We start from the raw sequence: 20,581 nt of genomic DNA, 5'->3' as shown, positions 1-20,581 counted from the left end.
ACTTCGATTTGGGCGCTCGCTGTGACGGGCAGAATTGGCGCCTCCCACAAGTGTTGGAAAAGACATGGCAGGAAAACGCATTCCAATCAGAACGCCGATCTCTCGTGTTCGGGGCTTGGGATCCGCCAAACACGGAACCGAGACATTTATTATGGAGCGGCTCACGTCGGCGGTGCTGCTGATCATCGGGATTTATGTTGTCGCGGTCGCTATCACTTTGATAGGCGAACCTCGGGAGGTCGTGATCGCAACAATAGGGTCAATCTACGTCGCACCGGCGGTAATTGCCTTCGTTCTCGTCAACTCCATACACATGCGACTGGGCATGCAATCAATTATCGAAGACTACTGCCACGCAACCACGCTGAAATCTTTGCTGCTGATTGCGAATTGGTCATTTTGCTGGGCAGTAGCGCTCGTGAGTACCTTCGCCGTTCTCGTTATTGCCTTCAAATAGGCGGGGTCCACACTGCCAAGCCATGCGCACGCACGGAACGATTGTCGTCGTTGCGAACGCTTTTAAAGGCCAGCGTCCATACCTTTCTTCGGTTGGTAGCGCCGTATCATTCCAATCGTCGGCCAAGGGAGCGCAATGCGACATTGCCGACGGCTCTAGAGGGCTTCGCCAGCCCCGACAGGGCTCCTGCATGTCGCGGACAGAAAGGGGGGATCACTGAGCGGCTGGCACTGCGACCTGACCTTTTGGATAATCCTACGGAGTGACCCAAGATGAAGCTCCCCACCGAGAGCGGACAAGGCATGGTGCCCAGGATCGTCGTCGTCGGCGGTGGCTTTGGCGGGCTCGAGGTTGCCAAGGCGCTTGGCAAGGCCGGCATCGGCGTGACTATCATAGACCGCCACAATCATCATCTCTTCCAGCCGTTGCTCTATCAGGTTGCAACCGCCGCCTTATCGGCGCCTGACATCGCCGAGCCAATCCGGAAGATCCTGGGACGCTACCGCTCGGTTCAGGTGCTGTTCGGAGATGTTACCGAGATCGATACCGAGGCCCGCACTTTGATGTTGGCCGATGGCAGCACGGTTCCTTATGATCTCCTGGTCCTTGCCACTGGTTCGCAACCCTTCTATTTCGGCCAGGAACGTTGGGCACAGGTTTGCCCCGGCTTGAAGACCATCGAAGACGCGCGGACGATCCGCTCACGCCTCCTGATGTCCTTCGAGCACGCCGAACGTACCACCGATCCGATCGAGCAATCGCGCCTGATGACGATTGCCATAATCGGCGGTGGTCCGACGGGCGTGGAACTCGCAGGCTCGATCGCCGAACTTAGTCGGCACACCCTGGCTCGCGACTTCCGAAACATTCGGCCTGAGAAGGCAAGAATCATACTTGTAGAAGCCGGCGACCGGGTTCTTGGCGGGTTTGCCGCGGAGCTTTCCGAATATGCGCGGCTGCGCCTGCAGCGGCTTGGGGTGGAAGTGACGTTGGGCAAGCGTGTCGAAGCGATCGAAGATCGGCAAATCACGGTCGCCGGCGCGGTCATCCCAGTTGCCTTGACCCTCTGGGCGGCCGGGGTAGCCGCCTCTCCCCTGGCTACCCAGCTTGGTTCCGAGCTCGATCGTAACGGCCGCATACAAGTTGGACCGGACCTGCAGGTGGTCGGGCATGAGAATGTCTATGCGGTTGGTGATATCGCGCGTTTTGTTGACGAGAACGAACGGCCATTGCCGGGACTTGCTCAAGTAGCCAAGCAGCAGGGCGCACATCTCGGCAAGGCATTGGCCCGGGCGATAGACACCGGTGAGAAGCTTCCCGCCTTTGCGTTTAGGAACCGCGGCAACACAGCGATTGTGGGGCGTCACGCCGCAGTTTTTGAATCCGGCAAACTGAAACTGAAAGGTTGGCTAGCTTGGTCCGCTTGGGCGATCGTTCATGTTTACCTCCTCGTTGGTTTTCAGCACCGCGTCCAGGTCTCGATCCAATGGCTCTGGCGCTATCTTACCTATGAGCGCGGGGCCCGGTTGATTGCCGAGGAGCGGGCCTTGCTGGATCGGTCGATCCGTTAGGGAGCCGAGCGGTCCAGATGTGCTCTTCCTCGAGAGTGCGTTTTAGGGCTGGAAACCGGCCTTCAGCGAGTGAATGAGCGGCCTGATAAACGGTCGCGGTTGAAGAGACAGCGTGAAGATGCCGCCTGGGTTCAGGAGAGTTTGCGGCCGGGGCACCGACAGCGCCGTCTCCCAGTCCCAACTGTCCAGGAGCGGATAGACCGAGTAAGCAAGCAGTGGGACGCCGGCGGAAGCCGCAGCACATTCCAGCAGCATCTCCTGATGCAGCCAAGGAGGCCCCGATAAGCTCTACCATGCACAGGTCTGCTCTGGGACGTTCTCTTCGTGATCGAACGCTACCATCCTTCCATGCCTAACCGCTACCGCCGCCACCAACGCGGCGAGCTCACTATCCGTATGCTCACATAGTGACGCCAACCTTCGGACCATTGCTATTCCATCCCCGGTTGACACCACGGAACTCCGTCTCCTTGAGGTGACGAAGGCTTCCACAGCCTTCGCGACTGACGGAACTTGGTCGAATTCACTTTCCATGCGGCACCTTCACAACGAAGTCACCAAAGTTCGGCTGGGGCGAATTGTTCCCCATTGGCAGCGCGGCTCGTGGCCAATGGGAAGAGCCGCCGGGGTGTGTGCGACTCACTCCCCCGCAGCAGTTTCGCCGGCGATGCCTCGGTCATGCGATCATGAAGGCCTTGAACGCTTCTCGTCGCAACTCACTCAGCTGGCGAGATCGACCCGGGCATCTCAAAGAGTATCGCCTCGGCCTCGGCGAGCGGCTCCGGGCGTAATGGCCGTTCACCTGGTCTTCGCTGATCAGCACGCCGGACGGACAATGGTCTTCGATCGTGGCCCATCTGTAGAGCGGCGCGGCCATTGAGGATCGTTCTTGCGTAGCCGGGCGATGGCTCACCCTCCCCCGGCCGGCTTTGCGTTGACGTTCTTCATGGCGGCAAGCAGGTAGTCCTGCACCGTTGCCTGGAGATTGGTGGTGGCGGCGCGCACCTCGGCCATTGCGTGCCTGACTGCCGCCTCGTTGAAAGGCTGCGCCTTCTCGGCCGCAGCCAGGTCGGCGCGCGCCGTGCGCAGCTGCCGCAGGGCTTCGAACGTGCGAGCGCGGTTGTCGCGCATGACCGTCCGGAACTCCTTGCGCACCTCTGGCGAGTAGGCGCCCGCGACCTCCGCAAGCAACCCGCGCGCGACCGCCGCCTGGCGCAGGCCGTGCGCGGCATAGCCAACGAAGAAGAAGTTGAGCGCGAGCGAAAGGGCGAGCACGACCAGCACCGCGGTCCAGATACACGAACGGCCGTTCATAGCGCGTCCCCCTCACCCACATCGCCGGCGATCGGCGGTCCGCCGTCATCGGGCAGCCTGGCGCCCGCGGCGAGCGCCAGAAGTTCGAAATCCTGCGACTGGTCCTGAAGACGCGCCACCTGGTAACCGGCGATTGTCGCGGTGACAAGCAAGGCCGCGGCGCAAGCGGCGATGCCGGCTGGCGCGACGAGGAAGCGCGGCAGGAGCGAAGGACGCGCCGCGCCGCGATCGATGCGAGCCAGCACCTTGCGCGCCAAAGCGCGATCGTCGCCCTCGACCAGCGCGGCCTGCCGCACGAGCCTGTCGAGCGCCGCGTCGGCGCCGACATCGTCGTCAAGCGCCATGAATGCCAGGGCGGGCCCTCTCAAGGGCGCCGGCCAGGCATCGATGTCGTCGCCGAAGCGGCGCCGGTTTATCTCGAATTCCTCGCGTGTCATGAGGACTTCCTTTCGCGGCCCCCGGCCGCATCTGCCAAATGATCCCTGAGCGCGCGGCGCCCGCGCACGAGCAACTGTTCGACCGAGCCCGCGCTGGCGCCCATCACCTCGGCTATCGCCGCGACGTCAAGCTCGCCCACGGCTCTCAGAAGCAGCGCCATCCGCTGGCGCTCCGGCAGGCGCGACAGGCCATCGCGCACGATCGCCAGCTCCTGCCTCGCCGCCGTCGCGGTCTCGGCATTCGCTTCCGGCGCGGCCGACTCCTCAGCGATGTCATCGAGGCCGAAGAAATTGCGCAGCGTGCGACGCCGGCGCTGGTCGATGCAGCGGTTGGCCGTGATCCGGTAGAGCCATGTCGAGGCGCGCGCCCTGCCGGGATCGAAGCGCGCGGCCTGTTTCCAGACGGTCACGAACACCTCCTGCACCACGTCCTCGGCATCGGCGGCATGGCCGAGATAACGCGTGGCGAATATCCGCAGCCCACGGCCGTGGCGGGCCATGAGCTCGGACAAAGCCGCCTGGCTGCCCGCAGCGATGCGGGCCAGCAGATCCTCGTCGCCCTTGGAGGCTTCATCCCGCACGACAGCGGGCACCGGTCGAGGGGCCTCCGGCGGCGAGAGCGAAATCCGCGACGATCCGGCCCGGCAGAAAAACGAATTCCGACGTCAAATCCCCCACCAGATGTCAGCGGCGCCAACGGCGGAAGCCGTGAACCGTGTTGCCGTTCGGGCCCGTGAAGCTGCCTACGGAACGGCCGCGAAACGGTCCGGCCGCGCTGTATCGCTGACCTGAAACGGTCTTGCCGTTGGGCCCGGTGGCAGAATAGCTCCTAGAGCAGCGGTCAACAACGCCGGCCTTGCAGGTTGAATTCGATGTGTAGGTGCCGCCATTCGGTCCGGTCCGCGTGGTCGAGCCGGTATAGACGTTGCCGTCCTTGCTGACGCTGCGGCTCAGTTCGCCGCCATGCACGGTCTTGCGCGTCCACTCCTCGGCCGAGGCCGGGGAAGCGGCCGACCAGACGACCATCGCGCCGAGGCAAAGCAGCGGAAGTTTGAATCTTGAAAGCATGTCATTTCCTTTCTGGAAGGCAGGTTGGTCAATTGGCGTGCGCAGCCACGATCTTGCGGACCGCCGCGATCTCATCGGCGGATAGCCTGCCGTCGCCATTGCGGTCGGCGAGATCGAAGAGCGGCGTGCTGGCCTGGAATTCGCTCTCGGTGACCTTGCCGTCGGTGTTTTTGTCCATGCGGTGCCAGCGATTGCCGAGGCGGGCCTCGGCTGCCAGGGCTCGGTCATCGATGGCCTGGCGGGCGGTCCCGATCTCGTTCTCGTCGATGACGCCGTCGCCATTGCGGTCGAGCCTTTTGAAGAGACGTTCGCGGGCAGCGAGTATCTCGTCCTTCGAGATCGAGCCATCGCCGTTGGTGTCGAGGCGCTGCAGGATGCGGTGGCCGGGCATGTCCTGCGCCGCGGCGGCGCAGACCGGAGCGAGCCCGAGAAGCAGACCCGCAAGAATTGCTGGGTGTTTCATGGTTGATCCTTTCGAAATGTCACGTCGCGGGGGGCGACTGTCGGCCAATACGCAGCCCGGTTCGTGCTCCTACGCCGGCGTCCGGATTTTTTTGGCGGCCGCCATAGCGCGGCGCCCGCGCGCCGCGAAAATTCGCGGGCGGCGCGTAGGAGCCTTCGAACTCGTGCGTAGGAGGCGCTGCAAGGACGGCCCGCGGCGGGCCGTCGATTACAGCGGAGACCCAGATGACCAAGATTGTGACGGCCCTCGCCGGGCTGCTTCTGTGCGGCTGCAGCGCCTTCGCCGCCGACCAGGGCGCCCGGGAAGCGTTCCGGCGCACCGACACCAATGGCGACAGAAAGCTCGAATTCAGTGAGATCCAGGTGGCGCGGGCGCGGATGTTCGGCCGGCTGGACGCTAATCACAACGGCGTGCTCGACCCCGACGAGGTGCGCGCGGCCGTGGCGCAGGTCAAGGCGAAGCACGATATCCAGGCCGCGCGCTTCGCGGGGCTGCAGGCCGAGGCGAGCCGCATGGACCGAAATGGCGACGGCAAGATTTCGCGAGACGAATTCACGGCCGCCATTCCCGACCGGCTGCTGCAGGCGGACACCGATGGCGACGGCGCGCTCTCGATTTCCGAACTTCGGGCGCTGAAGCGCAAGTGATCCCCACCACACAGAACAAGGAGAGAGACGATGAAATGGATAGCGACAGCTTTTTGCGGCCTGGTGCTCGGCGCATCGATGCTGACCTCGCCGGCCGAAGCCGTTCCGATCGTGCCCGCCCCGGATAAGGCATCCGTAACCAGCCAGGCGACGCCCGTCGGGTACCGCCGCGGCTTCTACGTCGTCGGCGGCGCCTATTACTACAATGGTTACCGGGGCTATTGGCGGGCGCGGCCCGGCTATCGCTATTACAATGGCTACTGGTTCCCGGCCGCCGCCTTCGCGGCCGGCGGGGCGGCCGCCACGGTCGCGCCACCGCGGCCGCCCGCGGCGCGCCTGGCGGCCGCCCATGTGCGCTGGTGCTTTGACCGCTACCGCTCCTATCGCGCCTGGGACAACAGCTACCAGCCTCTCCAGGGGCCTCGGCGCCAATGCTGGTCGCCCTATAGCTGAAAACAAGCGCGCCGATCATCAGCCTCGGAAGGAGCCCTCGTGCAAAAAACCCCTCCATGCCCGCCAGTGCGGTCATAGCCCCTGCTTCCTACCAAGTCGTGAGTGCGGCCAGCCTTTGGCTTCGCGAGGGATTCGGATCCGAATGCGGCTGACGATCGGCAACCATCGCGCCAAGCCGGGATTCGGCGGGGTCGTCGGGGTGACGGAGTTTAAGGCGGGGGAGCAGATACCGGCCGGTTGCCCGATCACTGTCATGGTGCGTCTCCGAACCGTCGACGCGCACCATGACCGTGCCGTGCACGTAATGGCGCAGCGACCGCCACGGCGGGAAACAGTCGACTCGCCCAGGCCCGCGAAACGGTCCGAACCGGTTGCGCCATACAGGGCGCGCAACTCGCCGCCTCGCCTTTCCACTTCGTAATGCGGCCGCCGCGCAGCAGGCGAGATGTAGTGTAGCGCGACTGTGCCGCCGATAGCCTCGTCGATCGGCCCGTAGTCTCGGGATTGCAGAGCATTTCGATCATTCGATCCCCCCGGCGACAAACTGACGGCGGCCGCGCCCGATGGAGACCATCACGGCGCCTGCATTTCGCTTAGATGTGATAGGCTGGACCGCCCGGCTGATCCGACCCATGATGAGGCCCGCAATCGGGCTGGTGCGAAGCTCGCGCTTGCGGGAAAGGATTGCCCATGAGGCGCCGGCAAGCTGGCTTCCAGCCTGCGTTGTCAAATCTGCAAAGGAATGATCTTCGCTAGGTCCTTGCACAGCCTGCTGACCAAACGCCACGGATCGCAGCCCGCCTAAATCGGCTCCGCCAGAGTCGACTATTTCTGCGGTCCCCCGCTGCTGGCTTGATCCGGCCCAGCATGCCCTCTCCTCACCCTTCCCGCCTCCCCAACCATGATCGCCCCTGTCTCTCCGGAGGAGAACGTAGCTTTCCACGGACAGCCGAATCGGTACTGCAAAACAGTTCTGTTAAGAACATCACACACGGCGCAACTTAGAAAGAGGTTAATTGAATTTCAGAAGAGGTTAATTGAATTGTTTCGGATTTACAGAACTTAATATAAGCTAATACAAATATAAGCCAAACCTTACATTTGGCACTGAACCGCCGAGAGTCGCGCGGACCGCAAATCAATAAGGTTGGCGACTTGCCAAACTGTGCCTTCGATTCCACCAGAACGGCCTCCGCAGCAGAAGCTTGAATATAGCGCCTTCGGAGATCAAGAACACGTTTGTCCAAGGGCACTTCGATGTGCTCACCACCGACATCCAGTGCCTCCGCAGAAGCACGTAGCTCCCAAGACCGTACCCGTGCAAAAGACGCTTAGTCCGCCATGGCCTTGCTAAACGTCGAGGTGGTAAGCGTCCTGTTTGGGGCCGCAACCCGACTCTCAGGTCGTGGCTGCACCTACGGGATGTCGACCGCTCGATCGAGGGCCGATGAAATAGGACCGGTAACTCGTCGTGGCCTGTTGGGAGGATAAGGTGTACATCGCCGGTGGGCTGCGCTCTACGCTGCGGCACTCTGAAGATTATTGATGTGGCCGAACTCCTCGCCTGCGCGAGGCACCTGGTGCCTGCGGTCTTGCTATCGTTGTCATGGGGCAAGCAGCCGAACCAGGAGGTCGTCGCGCCCGAAGCCGCCGGATTTCGAGACAATAATCGTCTCATTCCACGCGCCCGCAACCATCCGGCTTATCGCGACCCCAGGCTCATAGAGCCCCTCACATCGCAGATAAGCGGCTCCGCAAATGCTGGCCAGCAATCGAAGAGTCCAACCGCCTGTCACCAGCACGGCTTGAGGTCGGGGGATCGTAGCCACGAGCCGATCGAGCGACCGCTCGATCACGGCGCGCGCCTCCGGAACCGAGACCGCATTCGAGGGAGCAGCCAGCACGACCGGCGACTCGGGCAGCATGGGGCCACCGCCGTCCATCACCAGCGTCCGCAGCCGGGGAACCGCCGCAATCTGGCGCAGCGTCACCGGGTGATTTGTCCCACAAATCGCGAGATCGAGCGCCGGCGGCTGCGGACCGGGAGAAACCCACCCGGCCAGCACCGAGGCTAGCCCGCCGGTGCCTATACAGAGATCGTCGTCGCCCGCCCCGAACGCAGCGACCGCATCCGCAAGCTCGGTGTCGCTGGAAGCATCGGCGACAACAAATCCGCCCGGCGCAGCACCTTTGCCCAGCATCGCGGCCGAGATGCCGTGGCGCGACAATGCATCGACCAGGGCCGGCCCGACCTGCTGCGCCTTGCGGTCCGGCGAAAGCACAAGCTGCCGCCCGTCGACCGTGACCCTGCCCATCGCCGGAAATGCGGGAGCAAAAAGCGCCCGCCGGAACCGTCCGGCGCGAAAGGCGGCGGCGGCCTCCGCGATCGGGTGGCCGCGCATGACGCTGTCGATCTTCTTGAACGACAGCACGCCTCGTTCGCGGCCGGCGAAAATATCGGCGACACGTCTAGAAGCCGCCGCCTCGTCGAGATCGCGTGTATCGAGGTCGATCGCATTGCCGCCGGAAATGGCGGGCGGCGGATCGAGCCAGACTTGGATCGGATTTTCGGGCGTGGCGAAATAGCCGGCCGTGTCGAGCGCGCCGGTGATGTCGTCCGCGACGATCAGGACATCTTTGCCGACGCCGCGCCCGATCGGGCCAAGCTTCACGCCGCCTTCTCCGCGGTCAGCGACAAGGCGTAGTCAATCGCCTCGATGAGACTGCTTTCGCGGGCGATGCCGCGGCCGGCTATGTCGAAGGCGGTGCCGTGATCGACAGAGGTCCGCACGATCGGCAAGCCGAGCGTGATGTTGACCCCGCTCAGGCCGAGCCATTCCCCCGTTTGCGGGTCGATCTGGAAGGCGAGCAGCTTCACCGGAATATGACCCTGGTCGTGATACATGGCCACGACCGCGTCATAGGCGCCGCCGCGCATCTTCACGAAGACGGTGTCACCCGGGACGGGACCATGAACATCATGGCCGCGCGCCCGGTAGTCGGCGACGATCGGCTCCGTGACGCGAATATCGTGGGTGCCGAAAATGCCGCCTTCACCGGCATGCGGATTGAGCGCGGCGATCGCGACGCGGGGGGCGGCGATCCCAAGGTGCTTCAAGGCTTCGATGGTCAGGTCGAGAACCCGGCGCATGCGTGGCTCCGTCGCCCGTTTCGGCACATCTTCAAGCGCGATATGCGTGGTGACATGGCTGACGCGGAAGGACCCGTGCGCGAGCATCATCGCGCTGTCACGCGCCCTGGTCAGCGCCGCCAGCAGCTCGGTGTGGCCTGGGAAGCGATGACCGGCCAGGTGCAGCGATTCCTTATTGAGCGGCGCGGTGACGATGGCCGACGCCTCGCCCGCCATCGTGCGCCTTACGCCCTCGGCCACGGCCTTGTAGGCCTGGCTGCCACCTTCCGCGGATACCTGGCCGATCGCGACGGCGGAGCCCTCGATCGGCCAGACGCCGAGCGGCTCGTCCGCTTGCGCGACGGCGGGCAACGGCAGGTCGAGCGACCGGGCCACTTCGCCCAGCGCCGCCAGCGACCCGATGAGGCGCAGCCGAAAGGCGCCGGTCTCGAGTTGCGGCGCGAAATGCCGGCCGGCCTTGAGTGCGATCTCGGGTCCGACGCCCGCCGGATCGCCGACGGTGATGGCAATGGTTGCGGTCATTCAGTTCTCTCCAGGGGCCGTACGAGCGTTGAAGACATAATCACGCCAAAGGCCGCCCGCCGTCGACCGGAATGATAACGCCCGTCGCAAAGCGAAGCTGCGCCGCGGCCGCCAGGACCGCCTCGGCGACGTCGTCGGGAGTGCCCAATCGCCCGAGCGGCGTCCGGCTCGCCTGTTCATCGCGCCAGGATTCGCCGCGGCCCTTGATGAAATCGGTGTCGACGACGCCCGGTGAAACGGAGACGACCCTGATTTTCGGCGCGAGCGCGCGCGCCAGCGACTTGGTCAAATTGTCGACCGCGGCCTTGGACGCGCAATAGGCGATGTTGCTGCCCATGGCGGTGACGCCCGCGATCGACGAGATGTTGACGACAATGGCGTTGCCGGTGCGGTCGAGCAGCGGCCGCATCGCCCGCGTCGCAGCGATGACGCCGCGTACGTTGACGCTGAGGATGCGGTCGATCAAGGCGTCATCCAGGCTATCGAGGTCTGGATGCGGCACGAAGCGGGTTATGCCGGCGCAATTGACCAGGATGTCCAGCTGGCCGAATCTTTGCCCGATCTGGCCGGCCAGCCGCGCAAGGCAGCCGCTGTCGGTGACGGCCGCCTCGGCGACCATGTGATCGCCGGGCGCCAGCGTCCAGACCAGCGCTTCGGCCGCCTGGCGCGAGCTGTTGTAGCCGACGACGACCGAGGCTCCTTCCTGCGCGAGCCTGGACACGATCCGCGCCCCGATTCCGCCGGTCGCTCCGGTCACCAGGGCAACCTTGTCTTGCAGCATTGCCGCCATGACGGTCTCCGTGTCAGACGCCGGTGCGTCGCTTGTGGGCGACCAGCGCCATGAGATTGCGGTCGCGCCAGGCGCTGCGCTCGCTCAAGTCGGATGCCGGCAGCTTCTCGCGGCGCTCGGTTTCGGCCTTGGCGATAAGCGCTTCGGACCACGGCGCCGGATCGCGCCTTGCCAGCGCGATCGCATGGTAGAGCGGCCCCAGGCGCCGCGCGTAATCCGCGATCCCGCCCGGCGCGTTGAGGTCGATCGTCTCGAACGGACCCATGAAGGACCAGCGGTAGCCGAGCCCGTGCGACACGGTCAGGTCGATGTCGGAGGCGCTTGCGACGCCCTCCTCCAACAAGGCCCAGGCCTCGTTGAGCAAAGCCCCCTGAAGCCGGTTGAGGACAAAGCCGTCGACCTCCTTGCGCACGATGATGGCGGCCTGGCCCACCTGCTCCATTTGCGCCCGCAGCCACGGCACAATGCCGGCGTCGGTCCATGGCGCCGGAACAAGTTCGACCAGCGGGATCAGGTGCGGAGGGTTGACGGGATGCGCGACGAGGAAGCGGGCCCGGTTGACGCATCCCTCCGTGAAAGCCGAGGCCGGAATGCCCGAGCTCGAGCTGCCCACGACCGCGTCCGGCCGCATCGCCCGGTCGATTTCGAGGCAGACGGCCTGCTTGACATCGCGCCGTTCGAGCACCGACTCCTGGATATAGTCGGCGCCGGCGGCCGCAGCCTCCAGCGTGTCGACCATGCGCAACCGCCGCAGGACCGGATCGGTGGCGTCGACCAGCCCGGCTTCCCGCATGTCGGCGAGACTGGCGCGGATGCTCTCGATCACCGCCGCGCGGATATCGGCGCTGCCATCGTAGATGGCCACGTCATGCCCCGCCCGGGCGAAGACGATCGCCCAGCCGCGGCCGACAAGCCCCGCCCCGACGATGGCGACCTTGCGGATTGCCTCCATTACTGCACCCGCGATTTCTCGCCGTCCGCGAGGCAGATTTCAGTGATGCGCAGGCCATCCTTGGTGATGCGCGACGGGAAGCGGTCCTTCAGCCGTTCTTCGTGGATGGGAATGACGCGGCGCGCCTCGTAATTCACCTGCTTCATCATCTCCTCGGTCGCCAGCACGAGATTGGTCTGGCTGCCGACCGCAAGCCCAACCGGCACATAGAGCGTCTCGATATCGACGGCGGCTCCCGAGCCCTCGATATTGTCGAAGACATAGACCAGATCGCCCGCCAGCACCCAGGTGTCTTCCTTGCCGTTGCGCACAGTGACCCACATCGAACCATAGGTGTGGCTGTCGAAGGCGGGATTGAGATCGACATTCGGCAGCACGTCCTGTTTGGCGCCATCGAGCGTCACCAACCGCTTCTGCCGGGCAAGGTCGACGCCGCGCACGATATCGCCCGGATCGACGGCGACGTTCATCCAGCGCATGCGGTCCGGCAACGACATCGCCCAGACCCATTTCGCGATCTCCTTCTCCTGGATGTAGAAGGTTGCCTTGGGGAAGTCCTCGACATTGCCGAAATGATCGAAATGGGCGTGCGTGATGAAGACAGTGTCGACGTCCTTCGGCGCCAGGCCGATCTCGCCGAGGACGGTCTCGGGCGAATGCCAGTTCTCGACGCCGAACTTGTCGCCGAGATGCTTGCCGTAATCCTTGTTGTTGTAGCCGACATCGACCATGGCGACGTGGCCGTTGCCCTTGATCAGCGCATAGCAGTAGGGAAGCTTGACGTAGCCCTGGTTGTGGGCGCCGTAGAGCACGCCACTCTTGTGGTAGTTGGTGACGTAGCTGTACTCAAGCACCCAGATCGAATATTGGCCCATCGTTTCCTCCCTGATGTCGCCAGCGCTGCGCACAACTGCAGCAGGCGTGATTGAAGTCGACCGGCGTCATGCCGGCGCGTGGTTCCGACGCCGCCTGCAGCCAGGCACAGGCGTGCTTGATCCTGTCTCCTGCCCGGTCGAGATGCTGCTGCCAGTCGCGCTGCAGCCGGGCCAGACCGAAATGCTCGAGCACTTCGCCGAGCGTCGCATGCGCGGTCGCAAGGCGGTCGAGATGACCCTTCAGGCCGCTCGGCGCCTGCAAGGCGCGAAGCCGCTGCTCGACCTCGGCCCAGCGTTCGCGTGCGGCCGGGATATCCGGCAGGTCGAGCACGTCGCGGCGGCCGCCGGCCTCGGCCAGGACCAGCAGGCCGGCGACCTGCCCGATCAGCCGGCGCAAGCCGTCATAGACGGGGCGGCAGGCGATCACGTAGCGGACGACGACCTCGTCGGCTGCAGGATTGTTCTCGATCGCCTGCCTGGCTTCCCCGCCTTCGACGTCCGACGGCGGCGACGCAGTCACCTCGCAATCGTAGCGGTGGACGGTGACCGCGCGCTCGAAGAACAGTTTCCCCGACATCTCAGCCATGATGCCTCCGGCGCGTCGTCGCGCGCTCGATCACGGAGCCCGGCGGAATCATCTGCACGACCGGCTCCTTGCCGGCATTCGTGCCAAGCTCCTTGGCCAGCGAGACCGTCGCCTCCAGCATCTTTTCGATGGGCTGCTGGACGGTCGTCAGCCCATGCGAGGGCCAGTGAGCCATCTCGATGTCGTCGAAGCCGACGATCGAGATGTCGTCCGGCACGCCGAGGCCGAGCTCTCGCCGCACGCCGTCGAGAAAGCCGATGGCGAGAATATCGTTGGCGCAGAACACGCCGTCGGGCATCTCCTTGAGGTCGCGCAGCTTGCGGGCAGCCTCGTAGCCGGCGTGGTAACTGAACTGCCCCGCCTCGATGACGACGGGCGCGGCAAGGCCCCGTTCGACCGCGCGCTCGCTGAAGCCGCGGTGACGGGCGACATTGGTCGAGGCATCCGCAAGTGCTGCGATATAGGCCAGGCGCCGGTGGCCGGTGTCGACCAGATAATCGGCAATGCTGCGGCCACCGAGGATGTTGTCGCAGGAGATGCCGAAGGCGTGGTCGTCGGCCGACAGCCGGTTGAAGAAGATCACCGGCGTGCCGGCCTTGCGGCATTCCTGCGCGGCTTCCGAGGACAAGGTCGCCGCGAGGATGATGGCGAGGTCGGGCTGGTAATTGAGGAGAAGGCGCAGCGCCTGGTCGACCTCTCCCGACTGGTCGGCCGCGACCAGCATCACATTCATGTCGATGGCGCGCAGCTCGGTGGTGAGCCGGGTGAGCACTTCCGGATAGAACGGGTTGGTGATGTCGGCCACGACCACGCCGACGATGCGGGTCTTCTTGGTGATGAGACTGCGCGCGAAAGGATTCGGCGAATAGCCGATCTCCCGCGCGCGGTTCAGCACCACGTCCCGCGTGTCCTTGGCGATCACGGCATCGGCGTGAAAAGCCCTGGAGACGGTCGAAACAGACATGCCCAGATCGCGCGCCAGATCCTTTACGGTCACGCGGGGCTTGCTGTTCTTGTTGCGGGCGACGATCGACATGAAAACTCCGTTGGCGCGCGGCCTTAGGCCTCGTTGCGACCTCCGTAGCGGCGGACCCGGATGTTGGCCTGCTCGGCATGCCCGTAAAACCCTTCAAGGACACACAGGCGCGAACAGTATTCGCCGATCATGGCGCTCGCTTCGTCGGTCAAGACGCGCTGATAGGTGCAGGTCTTGATGAACTTGCCAACCCACAAACCGCCGGTGTAGCGGGCCGCCTTCTTGGTCGGCAGCGTATGGTTGGTGCCGATGACCTTGTCGCCATAGGCGACGTTGGTGCGCGGCCCCAGGAACAGCGCGCCGTAGTTGCGCATGTTGTTCAGGAAATAGTCCGGATCGCGCGTCATCACCTGCACGTGCTCGGAGGCGATCCGGTCGGCTTCCGTGACCATCTCCTCGTAGGAATCGCACACGATCACCTCGCCATAGTCGGCCCAGGCCTTGGCGGCTATCTCGGCCGTCGGCAGGGTCTTCAGCTGGCGCTCGACCTCCGCCATGGTGTCGCGAGCGAGCTTTTCCGAATTGGTCAGAAGCACCGCCGGGCTCGTCGGGCCGTGCTCGGCCTGGCTGAGCAGGTCGGTCGCGCAGATCTCGCCGTCGACGCTGTCGTCGGCGATCACCAGCGTTTCGGTCGGGCCGGCGAACAGGTCGATGCCGATGCGGCCGTAGAGCTGGCGCTTGGCCTCGGCGACGAAGGCGTTGCCGGGGCCGACAAGCATGTCGACGCGGCCGATGGTCTCGGTTCCGAGCGCCATGGCGCCGACGGCCTGGATGCCGCCCAGAACGTAGATCTCGTCGGCGCCGCCCATATGCATGGCGGCGACGATGGCCGGATGCGGCCCGCCCTGGAACGGCGGCGCGCAGGCGATGATCTTCTTCACGCCGGCGACCCTTGCGGTGACCACGCTCATATGCGCGGAGGCGACCATCGGATATTTGCCGCCCGGCACGTAGCAGCCGACCGTCCCGACGGGGATGTTCTTATGGCCAAGCACGACCCCGGGCAGCGTTTCCACCTCGAGATCCTGCAGGCAGGCGCGCTGCTTCTCGGCGAAATTGCGCACCTGCGCCTGGGCGAAACGAATGTCCTCCAGATCCCTCGGCGAGACCTTGGCGATGGCCTTTTCTATGTCGCTGTCGCTCAGCCGGAAGCTTGCCGGCGACCACTTGTCGAAACGCTCCGACAATTCCCGGACGGCGGCGTCGCCCCGTTTCTCGATATCGGCGAGGATCGTCTCGACGGTCGTGCGGACAACCGCGTCGCCCTGGGCGACGGCTTCGGGATCCCTGCCCCGCTTCAGAAAGGTCGGCATTTTCTCATCCTTGTCTTGGGTGGGATGGACGGCAGGATGCCGTCCATCTGTCGCATTGCTGATCGTCAGGGCTTAACCGTCGGCTCGATCTTGGTGAGCTTGTATTCGTCGGCCGGGGCCTTGCAGGACGAGCAGTTGATGCCGGGCGCGTCGGGCGCCTGCTTCACATCCGCCGGCAGCGGCCGGATGGTCGCTCCGGGCGTCGGCTTGCCTTCCAGCGCCGACTGCAGCGACAGTTCCGGCAGAAGCTCGGGATTGAAGACCTCGGTGACGAAGGAAGACGGCACCTTGTCGGTCGGGAAGACGTTGCAGCCGTCGGCGAAGGTATCGCCCTTGCAAGGCTTGACCTGATCGGCAGGCACCCACGGCAGCGGGTACTCGATGTTCATCGGCTTCAGCTCGCGCTTCTTGGTCAGTATCTCCATCATCAGCTTGAAGGCGTAGCCGGAGGTGGCGGGCGGCGAGCCGGCCGAGACGCCCTTGAGGCCCATGCCCTGCATCTTCGGATCGGCCAGGCCGAGGCGGAAGCCATCGGAGTTCTCGCCGGTCATCGGCACCAGCTTGTTGCCCTTGTCGAGCTGCGCCTGGATGGCGCCGTATTCTCCGGCCTGGGCCCAGATGCCGTCGACGTCCGGATGCGCGGCGAGCGCCTTGGCCGTCTCCTGCTGCGTGGTGCGGTCATCCCAGTAGGAATAGTATTCAGCGACCACCTTGATGCCGGGATACTGGCTGAAGATGTGCATGGCGCCGTCGGTGTGGCGCTTGTCCACCGAGTTGCCCGGAACGCCGCGGCTGAGGAAGATATTGCCCTTGCCGCCGAGGATGTTGACCAGCGCCTGGGCGGTGTTCTCGCCGAAGCCAGCGGTGATGTAGCTGACATTGTAGGCGCAGGGCTCGGTGACCGTCGCGTCATACATGAAGAAGAGCACGCCTTTCTGGCAGCCGCGATGGATGGTGCGGTTCAATGCCGTCGACGAGATCGGGAAGCTGATGATGCCGTCGGCGCCATCCTGGATCATGCTTTCATAGGCGGAGATCTGCGCCTGCGGATCCGTGCCCGAGATCACCTCCTTCAGTTCCACCGTCTTGTCGTAGGGCGGCGTCTGCGCCAGCGCCTTGACGATGTTCGCGGCCTCCGACTGCCACGAGTTGCCGCTGTAGCTCAGCGACAGGTAGACTTTGAGCTTCTTGTCCTGCGCTTCGGCATGATCGACGACCGTCGCTACGCCCGCGGTCGTGGCAAGCGTCAGCGACGCGGCCAGTCCCAGTCTTTTCAACAGCTTCATTTCCATCAACCTCCCTTTGGAATTTGGCCCTTTCAGGTGCCGGACCAGAGCTTGTGAGAACGTTCTCACAATTGGACAAAAATCATTGGCATGCGGGCGCATGGTCATTTTCCTCGCGTCAGCATCCGGTTTCCGATGTGGGTCAGGAACTCGCCGCGCAGCACCAGCAGCGCTCCCACGATGATTCCACCCTCGATGATGGTGCGCCATCCTTCACTCAGCCCGATGGCGGAGATCATGGTGCCCAGCGTGGTCAAAAGGATTGCGCCGCCGACCGTACCGATGAAGGTTCCGCTGCCGCCGAGGATCGAGGAGCCGCCGATCACGACCGCGGCGATCGAGGGCAGCATGTAGCTGTCGCCCATCCTGAGCGTCGCGCCGTTCGAATAACCGACCAGCATCATGCCGACGAAGCCGGCGCAGGCGGCGCTGACCGCATAGGGCACGAGTTCGAGCCGGTTGACGCCGACGCCGGCGATAAGTGCTGCGTTCCTGTTGGTGCCGAGCGCGCGAAGCCGACGTCCGAGCGCGGTGAAGTTCTGCAGGAGCCAGCCGAACAGGATGAAAGCGAGGGTAAAGTAGATGACCACCGGCACGCCGAGGAACCATGCCTTCATCAGCCACAGGAGGGCCGATGGCGAACCGCCGCGCGGCGTGCCGCTGGTATAGCCGAGCGCCACCGAGGCGACGACGATCGAGGTCGCCATCGTCATGATGAAGGGCGGCACTTTCAACCAGACGATGCCGATGCCGCTGACCGCGCCGACCAGGGCGCAGATGGCGAGGATTGCCGGCAACATGTACCAGACGCCGGCATCGCCCGTGCCGACCCAGGTCGTGGTCAGCACGCAGCCAAGCGTGATGAGGGCCGGGATGGAGAGGTCCAGTCCGCCGATCAGGATGACGAGGCCCTGCCCGAAGGACAGGATGATCAGGAACGAGGCGAGGATCAGCACCGTGAGCACCTGGCTCCAGGAGCCGAGCGCCGGGCTGATGAAGCGCGAGCAGACAATGAGCACGATGCTCAAGCCGAACACGACGAGCGTGTTCACCGTTTCCCGGTCGAGCTTCTGCCTGCCGCGCTGGTCGGAAGAGGCCTCGGATGGCATTGCTATGTCCTTGTGCGCGTTCACCGGGCGTCGTCCTTCCTGAGCAGGCGCGCCACGGTGTTGCCGAAGACGATCGCGAGCACCAGCACGAAGCCCTGGAAGATGCCGGTGTAAAAAGACGACACGCCGCCCGAGAACAGCACCTTCTGCAGAAGCATGAGCGTGCCGGCGCCGAGGATCGAGCCGACGAGGCTGCCGCGGCCGCCGCTGAGCGGCGTGCCGCCGAGCGCCACGGCGGCAAAGGTGAGCATCAGGAACGGCGTGCCCGCGGTCGGATTGCCGGTGGCGGTCTGGGCGCTCAGCATGAAGCCGGCGACGCCATAGAGGATGCCGGCGCCGACGAAGGCGGTGATGCGAACGCCCGAGACGGCGACGCCGGAGAAACGGGCCGACTGCTCGTCGGCGCCGATCGCATAAAGGCCGATGCCGGTGTTGGTCCGCCGGAAGGCCAGCCACAGCGCGATGGCGGCGACCAGGAACAGGCCGGCGATCGGGACGACGCCGAAGAGCGTGTCGGTCAGGGTATAGGTGACGAAGTCGGCGACCATGCCGCCGGGCGCGTCGAGAATGACCAGCGCCAGCCCCTGGCAGACGATCATGGTGCCCAGCGTCGCCGCGATGGTCTGTAGCCCGAGCCTGGCGACCAGAATGCCGTTGATCATGCCGACGACGGCGCCGATGGCGCAGCACATCAAGAGGCTGACCAGCGCTCCGCCCGGGCCGTCGAGCGGATAGACGGCCATCAGCACGTTGGTCAGCGAGACGACGCCCGCGACGGACAGGTCGAAGCCGCGGCTGATGACGACCAGCGTCTCGCCCGCCGCAGCCAGCGCCAGCGGCGTCGAATTGTTGACGAGGTCGGTGAATGTGTAGACCGAGAGCGCATCGGGCTGCCAGAACGCATAGAGCGCGTAGAGCAGCACATAGATCAGCGCGACGATGCCGGTGCCGCTGATGACAGCGCGCCAGAAGGGCGAACGGCGGGGTGCCGGATTTGCAGCGATCGCGCTCATGCCGCCACTCCCGTCTTCGCGCCGCGCGCGTGGCCGATCAGCGCGCCAAGGATCGTCTGCTCGTCGATGGCGTCGCCCTGGTACTCGGCGAAGATACGGCCGCCATAGAGCACGATGCAGCGATGCGCGAGGTGGACGAGTTCCGGCAATTCCGACGAATAGAAGAGCACGGAGCCGCCATCGGCGGCGAATTTGCGGATCGCCTCGTAGATCGACTGCTTGGTTCCGACGTCGACGCCGCGCGTCGGATCGAAGAGCAGCAGCGTGCGCGCGCCGGTCATGATGACGCGCGCCAGCAGCGCCTTCTGCTGGTTGCCGCCGGACAACTCGTCGATCTTGAAATGCAGATAGCGTTCCTGCAGGTCGACCACGGCCGCCGTTTCGCGTGCGGCGCGACGCTCGCCGGCCGGCCAGACGATGCCGCCGCGCGCCATGCGGGAGATGATCGGCAGCACCATGTTGCTGGCCGTGGTGAGGCCGGCGAGGATGCCTTCCGACTTGCGGTCCTCGGGCAGGTAGGCGAGGCCGTTGCCGAAATGGAGCGCGGCTCCCGGGCTGGAGATCTGGGCGCGCACGCCGTCGATCTCGACGCTTCCGCCCCTGGCCTTGGCAAGTCCGATCAGCGTCCTGAACAAATCGCGCTGGCCCTGCCCTTCGAGCGCGGCGATGCCGACGATCTCGCCCTGCCTGACATCGAACGACACGTCGCTCAGGATGCCGCCCGAGAGGCCCTTGACGCCGAGCGCGACGGGCGCGGCCTCACCGGTTTTGGGCAGCGCATTGATCGTCTCACGCGCGCTGCGGCCGACCATCATTTCGAAGATGTTCTCGTCCGAGGCGCCCGAAAGCTCGACGGTGCCGATGCTGCGGCCGTTGCGCAGGATGGTGGCGCGCGAGCACAAGGTGCGCACTTCGCCGAGGCGATGGGAAATGTAGAGGATGGCGGTCTGCAGGGTTTTTTGACGGCGCACGAGCTCGAACAGCCATTCGACGTCGGCCAGCGCCGCCGTCGGCTCGTCGAGGATCAGCAATTTCGCGGCATGGGTGAAGGCGCGGACGATTTCGAGCCGCTGACGGTCCGACAGCGAGAGCACGCCCACCGGCGTGTCGGGATCGAAATGCGCGAGACCATAATCCCTGAGGATCCTGCCGGCGGAGGCCATGGCCGAGCGATGCGACGCGAGGCCGAGCATGCCCCTTGGCATTTTCGGCAGCATCAGATTTTCGGCGATGCTGAGATTGGGCAGCAGGCTGAGCTCCTGGAAAGCCGTCGCCACGCCTTGCGTGCGCGCATCGACGATGCCGTGCGGCGTGTAGGGCGAGCCTAAGATCGACATTGATCCGCTGTCCGGCTTCACCACGCCGCTGAGGATCTTCACCAGCGTCGACTTGCCGGCGCCGTTCTCGCCCAGCAGCCCATGGACCTCGCCCGGGCGCAGATCGATGGAAACGGAATCGAGCGCCACGGTCGGCCCGTAGGACTTCGCGATCTTGGCGATGCGGACGGCTAGCCGGGTCTCGTCGGTGCTCATACCTCC

Annotated in this window: 21 protein-coding genes; 4 read left to right on the top strand and 17 right to left on the bottom strand. The window is 64.8% G+C overall.

Annotation, left to right across the window (positions count from 1 at the left end; genetic code table 11):
* The first annotated feature begins 64 nt into the window (after window positions 1-64).
* Both sdhD and ACVMIM_RS09175 read left to right on the top strand, forming a co-directional pair.
* The gene (gene sdhD, locus ACVMIM_RS09180; protein WP_476111684.1) at window positions 65-457 is read left to right on the top strand and encodes a succinate dehydrogenase, hydrophobic membrane anchor protein; all 393 of its coding nucleotides are present in this window, start codon (window positions 65-67) and stop codon (window positions 455-457) included.
* 272 nt (window positions 458-729) lie between these two features.
* Window positions 730-2,028 carry an NAD(P)/FAD-dependent oxidoreductase gene (locus ACVMIM_RS09175; RefSeq protein WP_476111683.1) on the top strand — a complete coding sequence of 433 codons (1,299 nt, stop codon included), beginning with the start codon at window positions 730-732 and terminating at the stop codon, window positions 2,026-2,028.
* A gap of 909 nt (window positions 2,029-2,937) precedes the next feature.
* Here ACVMIM_RS09175 and ACVMIM_RS09170 read toward each other — a convergent pair.
* The 5 genes from ACVMIM_RS09170 to ACVMIM_RS09150 all read right to left on the bottom strand — a co-directional run bounded on the left by ACVMIM_RS09170 (window position 2,938) and on the right by ACVMIM_RS09150 (window position 5,310).
* Window positions 2,938-3,342: a periplasmic heavy metal sensor gene (locus tag ACVMIM_RS09170; RefSeq protein WP_476111682.1), complete on the bottom strand. Its 405-nt coding sequence runs from the start codon at window positions 3,340-3,342 to the stop codon at window positions 2,938-2,940.
* Window positions 3,339-3,779, bottom strand: a complete 441-nt coding sequence (locus tag ACVMIM_RS09165; protein WP_476111681.1) for a hypothetical protein — start codon at window positions 3,777-3,779, stop codon at window positions 3,339-3,341. The genes ACVMIM_RS09170 and ACVMIM_RS09165 overlap by 4 nt, the downstream gene beginning before the upstream one ends.
* Window positions 3,776-4,372, bottom strand: a complete 597-nt coding sequence (locus ACVMIM_RS09160; RefSeq protein WP_476111680.1) for an RNA polymerase sigma factor — start codon at window positions 4,370-4,372, stop codon at window positions 3,776-3,778. Before ACVMIM_RS09160 ends, ACVMIM_RS09165 begins: the two co-directional genes overlap by 4 nt.
* A 91-nt stretch (window positions 4,373-4,463) precedes the next feature.
* Entirely contained in the window at window positions 4,464-4,847 is a 384-nt protein-coding gene (locus ACVMIM_RS09155) for a hypothetical protein (RefSeq protein ID WP_476111679.1), read from the bottom strand.
* 28 nt (window positions 4,848-4,875) lie between these two features.
* Window positions 4,876-5,310, bottom strand: coding sequence for an EF-hand domain-containing protein (locus ACVMIM_RS09150; RefSeq protein ID WP_476111678.1), 435 nt, complete (start codon window positions 5,308-5,310; stop codon window positions 4,876-4,878).
* A 224-nt stretch (window positions 5,311-5,534) separates the two neighbouring features.
* On the opposite strand from ACVMIM_RS09150, the gene ACVMIM_RS09145 reads away from it, so the two are divergent.
* Together ACVMIM_RS09145 and ACVMIM_RS09140 are read left to right on the top strand one after the other, a co-directional pair.
* A complete protein-coding gene (locus ACVMIM_RS09145; protein WP_476111677.1) occupies window positions 5,535-5,957 on the top strand; it encodes an EF-hand domain-containing protein in 423 nt (140 codons plus the stop codon).
* 30 nt (window positions 5,958-5,987) lie between these two features.
* The gene (locus ACVMIM_RS09140; protein ID WP_476111676.1) at window positions 5,988-6,410 is read left to right on the top strand and encodes a BA14K family protein; all 423 of its coding nucleotides are present in this window, start codon (window positions 5,988-5,990) and stop codon (window positions 6,408-6,410) included.
* 1,604 nt (window positions 6,411-8,014) lie between these two features.
* Here the strand turns inward: ACVMIM_RS09140 and ACVMIM_RS09135 are convergent.
* From ACVMIM_RS09135 to ACVMIM_RS09080, 12 genes are all read right to left on the bottom strand, one after another.
* The gene (locus ACVMIM_RS09135; RefSeq protein ID WP_476111675.1) at window positions 8,015-9,082 is read right to left on the bottom strand and encodes a four-carbon acid sugar kinase family protein; all 1,068 of its coding nucleotides are present in this window, start codon (window positions 9,080-9,082) and stop codon (window positions 8,015-8,017) included.
* Complete coding sequence (gene pdxA / locus ACVMIM_RS09130) at window positions 9,079-10,083, bottom strand: 4-hydroxythreonine-4-phosphate dehydrogenase PdxA (RefSeq protein ID WP_476111674.1); 1,005 nt, start codon at window positions 10,081-10,083, stop codon at window positions 9,079-9,081. Before pdxA ends, ACVMIM_RS09135 begins: the two co-directional genes overlap by 4 nt.
* A gap of 40 nt (window positions 10,084-10,123) precedes the next feature.
* Complete coding sequence (locus ACVMIM_RS09125; protein ID WP_476111673.1) at window positions 10,124-10,873, bottom strand: SDR family NAD(P)-dependent oxidoreductase; 750 nt, start codon at window positions 10,871-10,873, stop codon at window positions 10,124-10,126.
* A gap of 13 nt (window positions 10,874-10,886) precedes the next feature.
* Complete coding sequence (locus ACVMIM_RS09120) at window positions 10,887-11,825, bottom strand: 3-hydroxyacyl-CoA dehydrogenase (RefSeq protein WP_476111672.1); 939 nt, start codon at window positions 11,823-11,825, stop codon at window positions 10,887-10,889.
* Complete coding sequence (locus ACVMIM_RS09115; protein WP_040988847.1) at window positions 11,825-12,700, bottom strand: N-acyl homoserine lactonase family protein; 876 nt, start codon at window positions 12,698-12,700, stop codon at window positions 11,825-11,827. Before ACVMIM_RS09115 ends, ACVMIM_RS09120 begins: the two co-directional genes overlap by 1 nt.
* On the bottom strand, window positions 12,672-13,286 hold the full coding sequence (locus ACVMIM_RS09110) for a hypothetical protein (protein ID WP_476111671.1): 615 nt from the start codon (window positions 13,284-13,286) through the stop codon (window positions 12,672-12,674). The genes ACVMIM_RS09115 and ACVMIM_RS09110 overlap by 29 nt, the downstream gene beginning before the upstream one ends.
* Entirely contained in the window at window positions 13,279-14,322 is a 1,044-nt protein-coding gene (locus tag ACVMIM_RS09105) for a LacI family DNA-binding transcriptional regulator (RefSeq protein WP_052467832.1), read from the bottom strand. Before ACVMIM_RS09105 ends, ACVMIM_RS09110 begins: the two co-directional genes overlap by 8 nt.
* 23 nt (window positions 14,323-14,345) lie before the next feature.
* A complete protein-coding gene (gene hisD / locus ACVMIM_RS09100; protein WP_476111670.1) occupies window positions 14,346-15,635 on the bottom strand; it encodes a histidinol dehydrogenase in 1,290 nt (429 codons plus the stop codon).
* A gap of 65 nt (window positions 15,636-15,700) precedes the next feature.
* The gene (locus ACVMIM_RS09095; RefSeq protein ID WP_476111669.1) at window positions 15,701-16,921 is read right to left on the bottom strand and encodes a sugar ABC transporter substrate-binding protein; all 1,221 of its coding nucleotides are present in this window, start codon (window positions 16,919-16,921) and stop codon (window positions 15,701-15,703) included.
* Between the two features lie 104 nt (window positions 16,922-17,025).
* The gene (locus ACVMIM_RS09090; RefSeq protein WP_476111668.1) at window positions 17,026-18,030 is read right to left on the bottom strand and encodes an ABC transporter permease; all 1,005 of its coding nucleotides are present in this window, start codon (window positions 18,028-18,030) and stop codon (window positions 17,026-17,028) included.
* Window positions 18,031-18,050: 20 nt separating this feature from the next.
* Window positions 18,051-19,043, bottom strand: coding sequence for an ABC transporter permease (locus tag ACVMIM_RS09085; protein WP_476111667.1), 993 nt, complete (start codon window positions 19,041-19,043; stop codon window positions 18,051-18,053).
* The gene (locus ACVMIM_RS09080) at window positions 19,040-20,575 is read right to left on the bottom strand and encodes a sugar ABC transporter ATP-binding protein (RefSeq protein WP_476111666.1); all 1,536 of its coding nucleotides are present in this window, start codon (window positions 20,573-20,575) and stop codon (window positions 19,040-19,042) included. Before ACVMIM_RS09080 ends, ACVMIM_RS09085 begins: the two co-directional genes overlap by 4 nt.
* Between the last annotated feature and the right edge of the window lie 6 nt (window positions 20,576-20,581).

This window comes from Mesorhizobium sp. USDA 4413 (assembly GCF_056280365.1).
Note: the sequence above shows the minus strand (reverse complement) of the source record. Positions and strands in the feature narration are given on the sequence as shown.